The 14,723-nt window shown below is 72.0% G+C and carries 12 protein-coding genes, 2 tRNA genes, 1 other RNA gene and 1 pseudogene; 9 read left to right on the plus strand and 7 right to left on the minus strand.

The annotated features are described in order from the left end of the window. The first annotated feature begins 460 nt into the window (after positions 1 to 460). Positions 461 to 982 carry a response regulator gene (locus ABD346_RS02655; RefSeq protein ID WP_344371139.1) on the plus strand — a complete coding sequence of 174 codons (522 nt, stop codon included), beginning with the start codon at positions 461 to 463 and terminating at the stop codon, positions 980 to 982. 242 nt (positions 983 to 1,224) lie between these two features. Beyond that, positions 1,225 to 1,608, plus strand: a complete 384-nt coding sequence (locus tag ABD346_RS02660; RefSeq protein WP_344371141.1) for an STAS domain-containing protein — start codon at positions 1,225 to 1,227, stop codon at positions 1,606 to 1,608. Between the two features lie 60 nt (positions 1,609 to 1,668). On the opposite strand, the gene ABD346_RS02665 is transcribed toward ABD346_RS02660, so the two are convergent. The 3 genes from ABD346_RS02665 to ABD346_RS02675 form a co-directional block, all read right to left on the minus strand. Further along, the gene (locus ABD346_RS02665) at positions 1,669 to 2,235 is read right to left on the minus strand and encodes a hypothetical protein (RefSeq protein ID WP_344371142.1); all 567 of its coding nucleotides are present in this window, start codon (positions 2,233 to 2,235) and stop codon (positions 1,669 to 1,671) included. Positions 2,236 to 2,574: 339 nt separating this feature from the next. Beyond that, on the minus strand, positions 2,575 to 2,997 hold the full coding sequence (locus tag ABD346_RS02670; protein WP_344371143.1) for a PIN domain nuclease: 423 nt from the start codon (positions 2,995 to 2,997) through the stop codon (positions 2,575 to 2,577). Next, positions 2,994 to 3,209, minus strand: coding sequence for a type II toxin-antitoxin system VapB family antitoxin (locus ABD346_RS02675; protein WP_318325532.1), 216 nt, complete (start codon positions 3,207 to 3,209; stop codon positions 2,994 to 2,996). Before ABD346_RS02675 ends, ABD346_RS02670 begins: the two co-directional genes overlap by 4 nt. 271 nt (positions 3,210 to 3,480) lie before the next feature. Between ABD346_RS02675 and ABD346_RS38765 the strand changes: the two are divergent. After that, positions 3,481 to 3,821 (plus strand): annotated as a pseudogene (locus ABD346_RS38765) (tyrosine-type recombinase/integrase); the annotation flags it as partial. Between the two features lie 79 nt (positions 3,822 to 3,900). Here the strand turns inward: ABD346_RS38765 and ABD346_RS02685 are convergent. Further along, positions 3,901 to 3,988, minus strand: a tRNA-Ser gene (locus ABD346_RS02685). Positions 3,989 to 4,059: 71 nt separating this feature from the next. Between ABD346_RS02685 and ffs the strand changes: the two genes are divergently transcribed. The 6 genes from ffs (at position 4,060) to ABD346_RS02715 (ending at position 12,756) form a co-directional block, all read left to right on the plus strand. Continuing rightward, positions 4,060 to 4,158: signal recognition particle sRNA small type (gene ffs, locus ABD346_RS02690), an RNA gene on the plus strand. Positions 4,159 to 4,272: 114 nt separating this feature from the next. Beyond that, positions 4,273 to 6,534, plus strand: coding sequence for a DNA polymerase III subunit gamma and tau (locus tag ABD346_RS02695; RefSeq protein WP_344371145.1), 2,262 nt, complete (start codon positions 4,273 to 4,275; stop codon positions 6,532 to 6,534). 58 nt (positions 6,535 to 6,592) lie between these two features. Continuing rightward, on the plus strand, positions 6,593 to 7,849 hold the full coding sequence (gene purD, locus ABD346_RS02700) for a phosphoribosylamine--glycine ligase (RefSeq protein ID WP_344371146.1): 1,257 nt from the start codon (positions 6,593 to 6,595) through the stop codon (positions 7,847 to 7,849). A 432-nt stretch (positions 7,850 to 8,281) separates the two neighbouring features. Further along, on the plus strand, positions 8,282 to 9,952 hold the full coding sequence (locus ABD346_RS02705) for a M48 family metalloprotease (RefSeq protein ID WP_344371147.1): 1,671 nt from the start codon (positions 8,282 to 8,284) through the stop codon (positions 9,950 to 9,952). Positions 9,953 to 10,279: 327 nt separating this feature from the next. Further along, positions 10,280 to 11,758 carry a N,N-dimethylformamidase beta subunit family domain-containing protein gene (locus ABD346_RS02710; RefSeq protein ID WP_344371148.1) on the plus strand — a complete coding sequence of 493 codons (1,479 nt, stop codon included), beginning with the start codon at positions 10,280 to 10,282 and terminating at the stop codon, positions 11,756 to 11,758. A 98-nt stretch (positions 11,759 to 11,856) separates the two neighbouring features. Further along, positions 11,857 to 12,756: a phosphoribosylaminoimidazolesuccinocarboxamide synthase gene (locus ABD346_RS02715; RefSeq protein WP_344371149.1), complete on the plus strand. Its 900-nt coding sequence runs from the start codon at positions 11,857 to 11,859 to the stop codon at positions 12,754 to 12,756. A 43-nt stretch (positions 12,757 to 12,799) separates the two neighbouring features. Here ABD346_RS02715 and ABD346_RS02720 read toward each other — a convergent pair. The 3 genes from ABD346_RS02720 to ABD346_RS02730 all read right to left on the minus strand — a co-directional run bounded on the left by ABD346_RS02720 (position 12,800) and on the right by ABD346_RS02730 (position 14,720). Beyond that, positions 12,800 to 12,872, minus strand: a tRNA-Gly gene (locus ABD346_RS02720). Positions 12,873 to 12,894: 22 nt separating this feature from the next. After that, positions 12,895 to 13,506, minus strand: coding sequence for a response regulator transcription factor (locus tag ABD346_RS02725; protein ID WP_344371150.1), 612 nt, complete (start codon positions 13,504 to 13,506; stop codon positions 12,895 to 12,897). After that, the gene (locus ABD346_RS02730; RefSeq protein ID WP_344371153.1) at positions 13,503 to 14,720 is read right to left on the minus strand and encodes a sensor histidine kinase; all 1,218 of its coding nucleotides are present in this window, start codon (positions 14,718 to 14,720) and stop codon (positions 13,503 to 13,505) included. Before ABD346_RS02730 ends, ABD346_RS02725 begins: the two co-directional genes overlap by 4 nt. Between the last annotated feature and the right edge of the window lie 3 nt (positions 14,721 to 14,723).

Genomic DNA, 14,723 nt, shown 5'->3' on the forward strand with positions numbered 1-14,723 from the left:
AGGGGATGACGGGATCATCATCCGGTCATTCTGGAGGCTGATCGGTATCAAGTTCCGCACGGTGGACGGTGGTTCAGACCACAGGAAGGAGAGGTTCCGCGTCCCCGGCAAGCGGATCTTGGGGTTTTCGCAGCTCCGGCGGGCCCCGGAGTCGAGTCGCAGGGGTTCACCCATAGGTGTGAGCAAGGCGGGACATGGGCCAGTGGCACGTGCGTGTCGGCACCCCGTGTCGCCAAGAGAGGCGGAACCGGGATTGTCGACACCCTGATGTTCCGGGGCGCCCGGTGCGAGAATTCGGTCCACACAAGCCAGCCGAAGACTATGTGCGGACGGACCCGGCACATGCATGCCACATGTGCATCCCCCACATGCACACCACAGTGGTGCTCCCCGACTGCGTACGAGCGGCCGCGAACGGGCATATGCCTATCCGGCGCTCCCGAGTGAAGGTGATGGGGCCATGTCTGCGGACATGAAGGTGCTACTGGTCGACGACCATGAGGACAACCTGTTCGCCATGGAGAGCATCCTCGCGCCGCTCGGATATCCGCTCGAGCTCGCGACCAGTGGGGACGCCGCCCTCAAGGCCGCGCTGCACGGGGGAATAGCGGTCGCGGTCCTCGATGTCGTGATGCCGGGCGTGAGCGGTCTGGACGTGGCCCGCTATCTGAGCCGCCTGACCCAGACCCAGCTGATCCCCGTCATCCTGGTGACCGGCATGGGCCAGGACAGCGAAATGGCGGCCCAGGCCCTGCACTTGGGTGTGGCCGACTATCTGATCAAGCCCCTCGACCCCTGGGCCCTGCGCATCAAGGTCCAGTACCTGTACCGCACGAGCACCCTCCTGGCCGGCCCCGCATCCCGCGCCCGCGGCCCTCGCAACCACCCCGCGGAACCGGCTCAACTTCCTGCCAGACGCCGCCAGTTACGCCCCACGGAAACGATCCGCGTCCCCCGCCAGTCGGAGGAGCCGCCGCTGTGAGGCGATGCGTGATGAATCGGGTACGTACGGGTGCCCAAGGGGCTGGGCAGGTCCGGCCAACTCCGGTCGTAAGCGGGTCGGATGGGCGGCAAACGGGCATGATGAAGGGACGCCACGAGCAGTGCGGCCCCGGGCCCCGGTGGCTCCGCTCTGCTCCGGCGCCGAGGTTCGGCGGCCGGCCCGTGTGCTGTCTGTCCGTCCCGAAGGGATCGTTGTCCTGAGGGGATCGTTGGGGGTTCCTCATGCGTGCCGATGTGACCGGGTTCGGCCTGTGGGACCGGGCGGTGGCGGCGACCACCGTCCTGGAGCTGTTCGGGGAGATCGACATCGAGGCGCGGCTCGTCCTCGGCCCCGCGGTGGAGCGAATGATCGACCGGGAAGCGCCGGAAGTGGTGGTCGATCTGCGGCCGGTCACGTTCATGGACGCGGGCGGCCTGCGGCTCCTCGACGAGGTTCAGGACGGCGTGGCCGCACGAGGCGGCACCCTGCGGCTGGTCCGCGGGAGGCGCGGCGTCATGCGGCTGTTCCGGCTCACCGGCCTCGACTGCGCCTTCACCGTCCTCGACCGGCTCCCGCCGCCCCTGACGGACGGCGACCAGGAACTCGCCCTGCCGGGCAGCCCCTGAGGCCCGGTGGCTGCGGCGATGCCCCGGAAGTCGTGAGCGGGCACCAACAGTGCGTCCCGGCTACCGGTCCAGCAGGTGGTGCATGACGGTTTCGGGGATGGCGGGATTCGCGGCGGCGCGGGCTGCGGTCGCGGCGTCGTGCAGGAGGGTGGCCAGGACACGGGTGGGCAGGCGCGGGTCGGCGGCTGCCTCGTCCCGTATGCCGTGGTGGGGGTCGTCGAACATGCGGATCACGGATGCGGCGGACAGGCGCTGGTCCCGCAGGGCGCGCCGGCGGACGCCCGAGTCCTGGTCCCGGCTGAACCGTTCCACCAGTTCGGCGGTCGACTTCGGATCGAGGAGAGCGTGCCCGCGCGTACGAGGATTGGGATCGTCCGCGAAGCGCAGGGTCCCCTGCCGGGGGAAGTTGGGGTGCTCGACCATCCGTGCGGCTGAGTAGCCGCCCCAGCTCTGCACCATCTCCAGCAGTACGTCGGCCGGGGCCTGGGCACAGTGTTCGGCCAGGAAGAGCCGGACGACCCAGTCCTCGTCGTGGGCCAGCAGGTCGACCACGTCGGCCGGCAGGTTCTTCGCGCACGCGGCGCTGCGGCGAAGCATCACGTGCGCGGAGGTGGCGCAGCGGCGCATGGCCTCTTCGTCGTCCTCCAGGTCCCGAGCACACAAGTACGGGCAGCGCGTTCCCGCTTCCCGTCGTCGGCGAGTTCGGCGAAGCCGGCCGCCGAGAGCGGGGTGGAACAGTAGTACCGAAGCAAGGCTTCGGTTCGCACCTCGGCATCCGGGTCCGCGAGGAGGGCTGCCCGCCCCGAAGGGGCCAGGTGAACCCAGGCGCGTGGGGCGGCCACCTTGCGTACCTGGGGGTCCGGGGCGTACAGGAGCATTCTGACCTGTGGTGGAGCTGGTGTGGATGGGGCGTCTGGACGCTGCTGTACGGCGGTGAATGCAACCAGAACTGCAACCACCGCCGACCTACTTGCCGTGATCCGGGCCGTACCACTGGAGGGCTTGCCCGGTCACTGCAGCGATGGACTCGAAGTCGTGATCGCGATGGAGCAGGGTGAGCCCCTGCAGCTCAGCGGTCGCGGCGACGACCAGGTCGACCGCTCCGGCGCTTCGGTGTTTCCCCTGCTTGGTGAGGGCTTCCTGGACCTGCCAGGCGCGGTTGTAGGCGCGGTCGTCGACGGGAACCCAGCTGAAGATCAGCCGGATGTCCTCGATGCCGCGCGCCCGGTCGGCAGTCGACCGGGCGCTGTAGAAGAACTCGAGCTCGGTGATCGGGCAGGTCGCGATGAGCCCAGCCGCGGCGGCCTGGTCCCAGCCGTACTGCTCCGCTTCCCCGTGCATGAACCGCGCGAGCGCGCTGGTATCGATCAGGAACTGGGCCGCGTTCACCGGCGGTAGTTCTCCTTGTTCTCGAACAGCTCCAGATCGAATGCGCCGTCGCCCGCGGCGGCCCGCAGCCGGGCGAGGGCCAGGGCGCGACGCCGGCTCTCCAGCACTTCGCGAAGAGCGGTGTTGACGGTCTCCTTCTTGGTGTTCGTCCCAAGGGCTTTCGCCACGTCCGCGACCAGATCGTCGTCCAGGTCGATTACTGTCCGACTCATGTGCGCCTCCCTGATATCAAATGTGGGTTTGAGTATATCTCGCGAGGTGCCTTGTGGAGTGCCATCGGGCGCCCCGGCTTGCCCACCAGGTCTACGCGGGCATCACGCCGCGGATGCGGGAGAAAGTGAAGGCGCTTCCACTTGGCAGGCGGCACCAGGCATCGAGGTGGGGCGGGCGAGTTCCAGGTCGCTAGCCGGTACCTGGGAAACGTGTGCGGCAAGTGCCGAAGCGGTCGGGCTCCGGACTGGTGCCCGTTGGCCCATCGCGCTGTGGCAGGAGACGGGATTCGTCTTCGCCTCACCTGTGGGTCAGTCGCTGGTACCGAGCACCGACTACGGCGCGTGGAAGCAGTTGCTCACGGACGCGAAGGTGCGCGACGGCCGGTTGCACGACGCCCGGCACACCGCCGCCCGGTGCTGCTGATCCTCAGAGTCCCGGAACGCGTGGTCGTGCAGATCATGGGTTGGTCGTCCACGGCCATGACGGCCCGCTACCAGCACGTGACGGGCGGAATCCTGGCCGACGTCGCGCAACAGGTCGGCGGTCTTCTCTGGGAGGTGGCCAAGACCGCCGAGGAGGACGGTCCTAAGGGCTCCGCCGAAGCGCGTTGAGACTGTAGATGAGACTGCGAACGGAGAAGGGCCCCACCGCGAACGGTGGGGCCCTTCAACATCGTGCCCGGTGAGGCACTGGCGGAGGATACGAGATTCGAACTCGTGAGGGGTTGCCCCCAACACGCTTTCCAAGCGTGCGCCCTAGGCCACTAGGCGAATCCTCCGCGGCAAACAATACAAGACGTTGAGGGGTGCTCGCGAACTCGTTCCCACGTCAGGGATCGGGTACCCTGTGCGGAGCCCCTCACGTGGCGCTATCTGACTGAACTCCCCCAGGGCCGGAAGGCAGCAAGGGTAGGTCGGCTCTGGCGGGTGCGTGGGGGGCGCTTGATTTTGTGCGGCGGGGGGCTTCGTTTCCCCTGCGTGGGGCGCTGTTTCGGCGGGTGCACGGCGGGCGGGCCGCCGTCGGCGGGGCCGGTTGTCAGTGGGCCCCGATAACCTCGTATGTGTGTCGTCCCTTGCGCTGTACCGCCGCTACCGCCCCGAGTCGTTCGCCGAGGTCATCGGGCAGGAGCATGTCACCGACCCGCTGCAGCAGGCGCTGCGGAACAACCGGGTCAATCACGCGTACCTGTTCAGCGGGCCGCGCGGCTGTGGCAAGACGACCAGCGCCCGAATCCTTGCCAGATGCCTGAACTGCGAGCAGGGCCCGACGCCCACGCCCTGCGGGGAGTGCCAGTCCTGCCGGGACCTCGCGCGCAACGGGCCGGGTTCCATCGATGTGATCGAGATCGACGCCGCTTCGCACGGTGGTGTCGACGACGCCCGTGAGCTGCGCGAGAAGGCCTTCTTCGGGCCCGCGTCCAGCCGGTACAAGATCTACATCATCGACGAGGCGCACATGGTGACCTCGGCCGGCTTCAACGCCCTCCTGAAGGTCGTCGAGGAGCCGCCGGAGCACCTCAAGTTCATCTTCGCCACCACCGAGCCCGAGAAGGTCATCGGGACCATTCGGTCGCGTACGCATCACTATCCGTTCCGGCTGGTTCCGCCGGGCACCCTGAGGGAGTACCTCGGGGACGTCTGCGGGCGCGAGGGCATTCCCGTCGAGGACGGCGTGCTGCCGCTCGTCGTGCGGGCCGGGGCCGGGTCCGTGCGTGACTCCATGTCCGTCATGGACCAGCTGCTCGCCGGTGCCGCCGAGGACGGTGTGACGTACGCCATGGCCACCGCCCTGCTCGGGTACACCGACGGGTCTCTGCTCGATTCCGTCATCGACGCCTTCGCGGCGGGCGACGGTGCTGCCGCCTTCGAGGTGGTCGACCGGGTTGTCGAGGGGGGGAACGACCCACGGCGGTTTGTTGCCGATCTTCTTGAGCGGCTGCGCGATCTTGTCATCCTCGCCGCCGTTCCCGACGCCGGGGAGAAGGGGCTCATCGACGCCCCCGCCGATGTCGTCGAGCGGATGCAGGCGCAGGCCTCGGTGTTCGGGGCCGCCGAGCTGAGCCGGGCCGCCGATCTCGTCAACGCCGGGCTCACCGAGATGCGCGGGGCCACCTCGCCGCGGCTCCAGCTCGAATTGATCTGCGCCCGGGTGCTGCTGCCTGCCGCGTACGACGACGAGCGCTCGCTCCAGGCCCGTATCGACCGCCTTGAGCGCGGGGTCAACTTCCAGGCGGCGCCCGCCGGTGGGCCCGCCATGGGGTACGTGCCCGGGCCCGAGGCGCATGCGCCGATGCAGGGCGGGCCCGGCGGGCCCGAGGCTGCTCGGGCTGCTGTGCGGGGTGCGGGGGCCGGGGGGTCGGCGCCCATGGGCGGGCCCGCCCACTCGGGGGCCGGTGCGCCTCCCGTTCCGCCGGTGCAGCAGGCGCCCGTGCAGCAACCCCCTGTGCAGCAGCAGCCCGTTCAGCAGGCGCCGGCCGCGCAGCCCGCGGAGCAGAGTCCCGCCGGGGCCTGGCCGTCGGCTGCCGCGCCCGGGCAGGGGGGCGGCCGTCCCGGGGCGTGGCCCGGCGCAGCGGCCCCCGCTCCCGCCTCCGCGCCTTCCGCCGGAGCCTGGCCCTCGGCCGCGCCCGCTCCCGAGCCCGCCCCGGCTCCCCAGGCTTCCCCCGCCCCCGCCCCCGCCCCCGCTCCCGCCGAGCAGGCGCCCGCCCCCGTCGCGCAGGGCAACGCCATGCAGGTGCGCAACATGTGGCCGGACATTCTGGAGGCCGTCAAGAACAAGCGGCGCTTCACCTGGATCCTGCTCAGTCAGAACGCGCAGGTGGCCGGGTTCGACGGCACCACCGTCCAGCTCGGTTTCATCAACGCCGGCGCCCGCGACAACTTCGCGAGCAGCGGCAGTGAGGACGTGCTGCGCAGCGTGCTCTCCGAGCGGTTCGGGGTGCAGTGGAAGGTCGAGGCGATCATCGACCCGTCGGGCGGCACCCAGCCCCCGCCCGCCGCGGGCAACTTCGGCGGCGGCCCGTCCCGTCCCCCGTCCCAGCCCGCCCAGCAGTACCAGCCCCCGCACGCGCCGCAGGCCTCCGCGCAGGCCGCCCGGCCCGCGACCCCGGCCGCGCCCGCTCCCGTGCAGCCCACGCAGCAGCCGCCGCAGGCCGCCGCTCCCGTACGGCACGACGCACGGCACGAGGAGCCTCCGCCGGTGCGCCTCGAGGACGACACTCCGGAGGACGACGACCCGGATCTCGTGGACAACGCGCTGTCCGGGCACGACCTGATCGTGCGCGAGCTCGGGGCGACCGTGGTGGAGGAATATACGAACGAGGGGTAGGGGTCCACCTGGTGGCCCGCACAAAGATCACGCCATCGCGGCGGCTAGGCTGGCTGCCGTGAAGGTCCTTGTCATCGGCGGCGGTGCCCGCGAGCACGCCCTGTGCCGTTCCCTGTCCCTCGACCCCGACGTGACGGCGCTGTACTGCGCCCCCGGCAACGCCGGGATCGCGGAGGTCGCCGAGCTCCACCCCGTGGACCCGATGGACGGGGACGCGGTCGCCCGCCTCGCCGTCCAGCTGCAGAGCGACCTGGTCGTCGTCGGGCCCGAGGCGCCCCTCGTCGCCGGGATCGCCGACGCCGTACGGGCCGCGGGCATTCCCTGCTTCGGCCCCTCGAAGGCGGCCGCCCAACTGGAGGGCTCCAAGGCCTTCGCCAAGGACGTGATGGCGGCGGCGAACGTGCCGACCGCCCGCTCCTACGTCTGCACCACCCCCGAGGAGATCGACGAGGCGCTCGACGCCTTCGGTGCTCCGTACGTGGTGAAGGACGACGGGCTCGCGGCCGGCAAGGGCGTCGTCGTGACGCCCGACCTCGCCGCCGCCCGGGAGCACGCGCTGGCCTGCGAACGCGTCGTCATCGAGGAGTTCCTCGACGGCCCCGAGGTCTCGCTCTTCGCGATCACCGACGGCGTCACCGTCCTGCCGCTCCAGCCCGCGCAGGACTTCAAGCGCGCGCTCGACGGCGACGAGGGCCCCAACACCGGTGGCATGGGCGCCTATTCGCCGCTTCCGTGGGCCGACCCGAAGCTCGTCGACGAGGTCATGGCGAGCGTCCTCCAGCCGACCGTCGACGAGCTGCGCCGCCGCGGAACGCCGTTTTCCGGCCTTCTGTACGCGGGCCTCGCGATCACCTCGCGCGGGGTGCGGGTCATCGAGTTCAACGCCCGGTTCGGCGACCCCGAGACGCAGGTCGTGCTCGCCCGCCTCAAGACGCCGCTCGCGAGCGTGCTGTTCCACTCGGCCACCGGCACGCTGGACGCCGAACCGCCGCTGACCTGGCGCGACGACGCGGCCGTGACCGTGGTCATCGCCTCCCACAACTACCCGGCGACGCCCCGCACCGGCGACCCCATCGAGGGCCTGGCGGACGTCGCGGCCCAGGACGAGCCCACCGCGTACGTCCTGCACGCCGGGACCAAGCGGGACGGCGACGCGGTCGTCAGCGCGGGCGGCCGGGTCCTCTCGGTCACCGCGACCGGCAAGGACCTCGCCGAGGCCCGGGAGCGGGCGTACACGGCGGTGGGCCGGATCCGGCTCGACGGCTCGCAGCACCGCACCGACATCGCCCGCAAGGCGGCCGGGGCAGAGGGCTGAACTTCGCCAGAATTCAACGGGGCCCCGGTGTACGCACCGGGGCCCCGCTGTTGTGGCGCCCGGGGCGCGGCGGGGCGCTTGGCCTACGCCGTAGAAGTCGCGCAGACGTCCCGCGGAAGCCTCGTTGAAGCCCCGTACAAGCCCTGCGGCAGCCCCGAGGAAGCCCTGGAGGAGCTGCGTACCAGCCCGGACCAGCCTTGTAGACCCCGGCCCAAGTCCCGTGGCGGCCCGGCCCGGAACAACCGCACCTTTGCCCAAAGCCATTCCATCGGGTGACGAGTGGCCCATCCGGATGACTCCTGCCGACGCCCCAACTAGGGTGCGGCGAAGGCGTTCCGGCACTTGGCCCACCGGCATTGCGATGTCAGTGGCGGGTGCCACAGTGGGGGAGTGAGCAACGCCGTCGCAGCGCAGAGGGGGTGAAGTCCGGCCGTGTCCGGTACCGGAATGGGTGGAGAGGCGGGTGCGCAGCATGCGCGCTCGCGGGCTCTCGCCGTGCTGCGCATCCGCAGCAGGGCGCTGGCCGTGGCGCTGCTGCCGGCAGCCGTCGCCGTCGTGCTGATCGTCGCGGCCGCGCAGGGCCGCATCGACGGCACCGGCTGGGACAGCGCGCGCTGGGCGGTCATCGCCACCGCGCTGCTCGTGCTGCTGCTCGCGGCCGCCGTGGCGGCGGTGATCGTACGGGCCAGACCGGCCCTGTCCCCCACGGTGGACCTCGCCGAATCGGCCGCCCCCGACCTGTACCGCCTGGTCAGGGACCTGGCCGAGCGGCTCGATGTGCCCCCGCCCTCCGCGATAGCCCTCACGCCCGACTGCGACAGCTGGCTGGAGGACCGTACGCATCCGGCGCACGCGGCCACCGGGCAGGGGGCGATGCCCACTCGCTTCATACGAGGCGCCGATGAGGGCTCCGGTCGCGCCCGGCGGGTGCCGGCCGCACCGGTCCTGGTCATCGGCTCGCCCTTCATGTGGTGGATGCGCGTCGGCGAGCTGCGCGCGATCCTCGCCCCCGTCGTCGCCGGTACGGGCCCCTCCGCGCACCCGGACATAGCCGCCGCCCGCCGGTTCGTACGGGGTCTCGACGCGGCCGTCGGCGTGGCCGCCAGGCCCGGGCTCGGCCCGCTGCGGCGCATACCGCTCGGCTTCGTCGGACCGATCGCCCGGCTGCTCCTGCGTGGGTGCCGGGTGCACGCCGCCGAAATGGAGCGCGGGGTCGCCGCAGCCGCCTCCGAGCGCGCACAGGCGGTGGACTACGGGGTGCGCATCGTCGCCCAGGAGCAGGTAGGGCTCGCCTACGCGGGCTGGGACCGGCTCCTTACCCGGGTCGCGCTGCCCGCCTGGCGGATGGGGCGCTGGCCCTCCCGGCTTGACGCGGGAGTGGTCTCCGCGCTCACCGAGCTGTCCCGGCGCGACCGGCTGGCCGAGGGCTTCGCCTCCCGGCTCGGCGAGCGGCCGGCCTGCGACCTCCTGGAGGAGCCCGGCGCGGCCGACGAGGCGACCTCGCTGCTCGCCGCCCGGCTGTTCCACGGCGGCCCCGCCGAGCCCGGCCCCGACTGGGCGCCGGTCGACTGGGCGGCGTATCCGGAGGAAGTCGTCGACCGCAAGTGGCGCACCGAGGCGGCGCGGCTGCACCGGGTCCTCGACGCGCTGGGCGAGCGCCGCGACACGGAGCCCGCCGCCCCGACGCTGGCCCGCGTCATCGACCACCTCACCGCCTCCGACGGCGAGGCAGGGGAGCGCCTGGCCGCCGGGATCGCGGCGGAGGTGGCCGGAGAGGAGGCCGCGTCCGCGCCGCCCGCGCCGGGCTTGGAGTCCTGGGGAGCGGACGCGGTGCCGCTCTTCCCGCTCCAGCCGCCCCGCACCGGCCGCGAGCTGCTCGCCGACCATGTGACGGCGATGGTGTGCTGCGCGGCGGTCGACACGGCGGGCGCGCTGCCCGGGCTCGACTGGCTGGACGGCCCCTCGCTGCTCGTCGACGACGTACGCCGCTCGGACCTGGCCTCGCCCGTGCTGACCCTGGTCGAGGACGGCGACGCGGATGCGCTGCGCGCCTGGCTGTCCTCCGTCGGCATCCGCCCGGAGAAGCCGGTACGGCTGGTCTGAGGGTCCGCTCAAACGCCGGTGCGGCTGGCCTGAGGAGCCCCCCGCCCGACGCCGGTACGGCTGGTCCGAGTGCGCCCCCGCTCGGCACCGGCACCCCGCCGGGCCCCCAACAGGCCCCTGACTGCGCCGAGTTGGCCCCGAGTGCGCGCACGACATCCGCACTGCAGCCGGAGCATATCCGGAATTAACCCTTCCGTTTAGCGTCAATTCGCGACGAACGGTGACGGAGTGCGTGCGTTATGTGATGTGCTGGGGACCGGTAGCTGTCAGACGACGCACCACAGTCGCATCAACTGTTGTCTCGGGGGATCGAGGGAGGGGAGTGACATGGGGGTGGAACGGTCGGACCACATCCGGCGCTGGGAGTCGGGTGCCCTCGCGCACGCCGTCTCGGACCCCTTCGGGCAGGGCCCGCTGCCCTGGCTGCGCGGCAGCGAGACCTACTTCGACGACACCGGGCACGTGGTGCCCTGGTACGTCGACCACGTCCCGGCCCAGCGCGGCACCGACCGGGTCACCGGCCCGCGCACCGCCGACGACGTACGCCAGCAGATCAAGGGGTTCGCCTCCAACGGGGCCGTCGCGCCCGGCGAGGCCATCGACTTCCACATCACCGTGGACCCCCCGCAGCAGTTCACCGTGGACGTCTACCGGATCGGGCACTACGGCGGCGACGGGGCCGCGAAGATCGCCACCAGCCCCCGGCTCTCCGGGATCGTCCAGCCGCCCCCGCTGGCGGCCGACCGTACGGTCTCCTGTCACCACTGGTGGCAGTCGTGGCGCTACCAGGTGCCCTCGCACGCCTCGATCGGCGCGCACGTCGCCGTGCTGACCACCGCCGACGGCTACCGCTCGCACATCCCGTTCACCGTCCGCGACAGCCACCCCGCCGATCTGCTCCTGCTGCTGCCCGACATCACCTGGCAGGCGTACAACCTCTTCCCGGAGGACGGCCGCACCGGTGCCAGCCTCTACCACGCCTGGGACGAGGAGGGCCGGCTGCTCGGCGAGGTGGACGCGGCGATCACCGTCTCCTTCGACCGGCCGTTCGCGGGCGCGGGCCTGCCCCTGCACGTCGGCCACGCCTACGACTTCATCCGCTGGGCCGAGCGCTACGGCTACGACCTCGCCTATGCCGACGCCCGCGACCTGCACGCGGGCCGCGTGGACCCGTCCCGCTACCGGGGCCTCGTCTTCCCCGGCCACGACGAGTACTGGTCGGCCCCGATGCGCCGCACCGTGGAGCTCGCCCGCGACGGCGGCACCTCGCTCGTCTTCCTGTCCGCCAACTCCCTTTATTGGCAAGTGGAGTTGGGCCCGTCCCCGTCCGGCGTGCCCGACCGCCTCCTCACCTGCCGCAAGCGGCGCGGTCCCGGCCGCCCCGCCCTGTGGCGCGAGGTCGCCCGGCCCGAGCAGCAGCTCCTGGGCATCCAGTACGCGGGCCGCGTCCCCGAGCCGTACCCCCTGGTCGTACGCAACGCGGACCACTGGCTGTGGGAGGCGACCGGGGCCGGTGACGGCGACGAGATCGACGGCCTGGTCGCGGGCGAGGCCGACCGCTACTACCCGCGCACCGCGCTCCCCGAGCACCAGGACCGCATCCTGCTCGCCCACTCCCCGTACCGGGACGGCGAGCAGCACGCCCGCCACCAGGAGACGTCGCTGTACCGGGCCCCCTCCGGCGCGCTCGTCTTCGCGTCGGGCACTTTCGCCTGGTCGCCGGCGCTGGACCGGCCCGGCCATGTGGACAGCCGCATCCAGCGCGCCACGGCCAACCTCCTCGACCGCATCTGCAAGCGGGACTGACCCCCGAAGAATGCCCTCGCACACCACCCGCGACCTGGGTACCCGGCCGCATGCGAGAGAATCGGAATCGCTCCTGGATCAACCTACGCGGAGGAACCGTGTCCGGATTCGTAGAAAAGCCCGAGCCGCTTCAGGTTCCCGGCCTCACCCACCTCCACACGGGCAAGGTGCGTGACCTCTATCAGAACGAGGCCGGCGACCTGCTGATGGTCGCCAGCGACCGGATGTCCGCGTACGACTGGGTGCTGCCCACCGAGATCCCCGACAAGGGCCGGGTGCTCACCCAGCTCTCGCTGTGGTGGTTCGACCTGCTCGCCGACCTGGTGCCCAACCACGTCATCTCCGAGGAGCTCCCCGAGGGCGCCCCCGCCGACTGGGCGGGCCGCACCCTGGTGTGCAGGTCGCTCGCGATGGTCCCGGTGGAGTGCGTCGCCCGCGGCTACCTCGCGGGCTCCGGCCTGGTCGAGTACAACGCGTCCCGTACGGTGTGCGGCCTCGCGCTGCCCGAGGGCCTGTCCAACGGGTCCGAGCTGCCCGCGCCGATCTTCACGCCCGCCACCAAGGCCGCCGTCGGCGACCACGACGAGAACGTGAGCTACGAGGAGGTGGCCCGCCAGATCGGCGCGGAGACCGCAGCCCAGCTGCGCCAGGCCACCCTCGCCGTGTACGGCCGGGCCCGCGACATCGCGCGCGAGCGGGGCATCATCCTCGCGGACACCAAGTTCGAGTTCGGCTTCGCGGGCGAGGAGCTCGTCATCGCCGACGAGGTGCTCACCCCGGACTCCTCGCGCTTCTGGCCGGCCGCGACCTGGGAGCCGGGCCGCGCCCAGCCCAGTTACGACAAGCAGTACGTCCGCGACTGGCTGACCTCGCCGGCTTCCGGCTGGGACCGCACGAGCGAGCGCCCGCCGCCCGCGCTGCCGCAGGAGGTCGTGGACGCGACCCGGGGCAAGTACATCGAGGCGTACGAGCAGCTCACCGGCAACAGCTGGTCGTAAGCAAAGAAGCCCCCGGCCGTGTGGCCGGGGGCTTCTTCTTCTGAGCGAACGACGAGGTTCGAACTCGCGACATCCACCTTGGCAAGGTGGTGCTCTACCAGCTGAGCTACGTTCGCATGCGCCGTGGCGCGGAGACCACTATACCCAACCGCGCTCGCGGGCGAGACGCACCGCCGTGTGACGGTTCTCCGCGCCCAGCTTGGCGGCGGCCGAGGAGAGGTAGTTCCGCACCGTCCCCTGCGACAGCGCGGCCCGCTCGGCGATCTCCGCGACGGGCGCCCCGTCGGCCGCGAACCCGAGCACCTCGGCCTCGCGCACGGTCAGCGGGGAGTCCCCCGCGGAGATCGCGTCGGCCGCCAACTCCGGGTCCACGTAACGGTTTCCGGCATGTACGGAGCGGATGATCTCGGCGAGCCGCCGGGCGCTCACGGTCTTCGGCACGAAGCCCCGCACGCCCGCCGAGAGCGCCCGCTTGAGGTGGCCGGGGCGCCCGTGACTGGTCACGATCATGGTCCGGCAGGACGGCAGTTCGGCCCGCAGCTTTGTGGCCACTGTCACACCATCCGCCCCCGGCATCTCCAGGTCGAGGACCGCCACATCGGGCCGATGGGCCCGCGCCATCGCGAGCGCCTCGGGCCCGGACGCGGCCTCCGCGACCACCTCCAGATCGTCCTCCAGGCCGAGCAGGGCGGCGAGCGCGCCACGGATCAGATGCTCGTCGTCCGCGAGCAGCACGCGCAGGCGGCTCATCTGGGCACCTCCGCGGTGAGCCGGAAAAGACCCTCGCCCGCCGGGCCCGCCTCCAGGGTGCCGCCGAGCGCGGACAGCCGTTCGCGCAGGCCCGCGAGGCCGGAGCCCGGGGCGGTGCTGGGCCGCTCCGGTACGCCGTCGTTCTCGACGACCAGGGTCGCGGTGCGCCCGCCGACGGCGAGCCTGATCGCGACGCTGCGGGCGTCCCCGTGCCGCAGCACATTGGTGGTGGCCTCGCGCACCACCCAGCCGAGCGCCGACTGCACCTCGACGGTCAGCTCCTCGGTGGGCCCGCTGTATTCGCAGCCGATCCCGGCCGCCTCCAGGACGCCCCGGGCGCCCTCGATCTCCACGCCGAGGTCCGCCTCGCGATAGCCGCGCACCACTTCCCGTACCTCCTTCTGCGATTCCTGGGCGATGCGCTGCACCTCCACCATCTGTGCCACCGCCTCGGGCCGGCCGCGCCGGGCGAGCTGGACGGCGAGCTCGGCCTTCAGCGCGATGACGGCGAGGTTGCGGCCGAGCACGTCGTGCATGTCCCGTCCGAAGCGCAGCCGTTCCTCGGCGACGGCCAGCCGGGCCTCGGTCTCGCGGGCCCGGTCCGACTCCCAGAGCACCGACAGCGTCCAGGCTCCGCAGCGCGACACCATCAGGGCGTACAGGCCGGACAGAGCCACCCCGATCGCCAGGCCGAGCAGCTGCGGGCCCGGCACTCCGGCCGGCGCGAACACCGCCACGACCGGAATGCCGAGCAGCGCGAACCGCCACAGGAACGTGCGGGGCGGGACGAACAGGCAGTACGTCATCCCGAACGGCATCACGATGTACAGCACGACGAGCAGGAGCGTCGGATCCGTGATCCCGTGCGCCACCCGGAGCCCCACGAGCAGGGCGAGCGAGAGCGCGCAGAGCGCCCCGGACACGAGCAGTCCGCGCCGCGGCGCCTCGGCGCGGCCCAGGTAGTGGTCGACGGCCGCCCGGTGGGCCCTGTTGCCCTGGAAGGCCTGCGCCGCGCCGACCGCGACGGTCGCCACGCCGAGGGCCGCCTGCAGCGGTCCGTGCCGCAGGCCCGGGCCGATGAACGGCACGTCCCAGCTGAGGAAGAGGAACCAGGTCGAGCACCGCCAGATGAGCCGGCTCTGGACCTCGACCTTCTCGACCCTGCTGCGGTCGTGCCAGTGCCGTCGATGCCATGCCCGTATCCGGCCCACCACCCT

Origin of the sequence: Streptomyces mauvecolor (genome assembly GCF_039532965.1) — a bacterium.
GTDB classification, from domain to species: Bacteria; Actinomycetota; Actinomycetes; order Streptomycetales; family Streptomycetaceae; genus Streptomyces; species Streptomyces violascens.

Coding starts and splice junctions, on each gene's coding strand:
- ABD346_RS02725 (WP_344371150.1), bottom strand. CDS start 13,506: ATGAGCCGCCTGCGCGTGCTGCTCGCGGACGACGAGCATCTGATCCGT.
- ABD346_RS02710 (WP_344371148.1), top strand. CDS start 10,280: ATGGGGGTGGAACGGTCGGACCACATCCGGCGCTGGGAGTCGGGTGCC.
- ABD346_RS02665 (WP_344371142.1), bottom strand. CDS start 2,235: ATGCGCCGCTGCGCCACCTCCGCGCACGTGATGCTTCGCCGCAGCGCC.
- ABD346_RS02675 (WP_318325532.1), bottom strand. CDS start 3,209: ATGAGTCGGACAGTAATCGACCTGGACGACGATCTGGTCGCGGACGTG.
- ABD346_RS02660 (WP_344371141.1), top strand. CDS start 1,225: ATGCGTGCCGATGTGACCGGGTTCGGCCTGTGGGACCGGGCGGTGGCG.
- ABD346_RS02655 (WP_344371139.1), top strand. CDS start 461: ATGTCTGCGGACATGAAGGTGCTACTGGTCGACGACCATGAGGACAAC.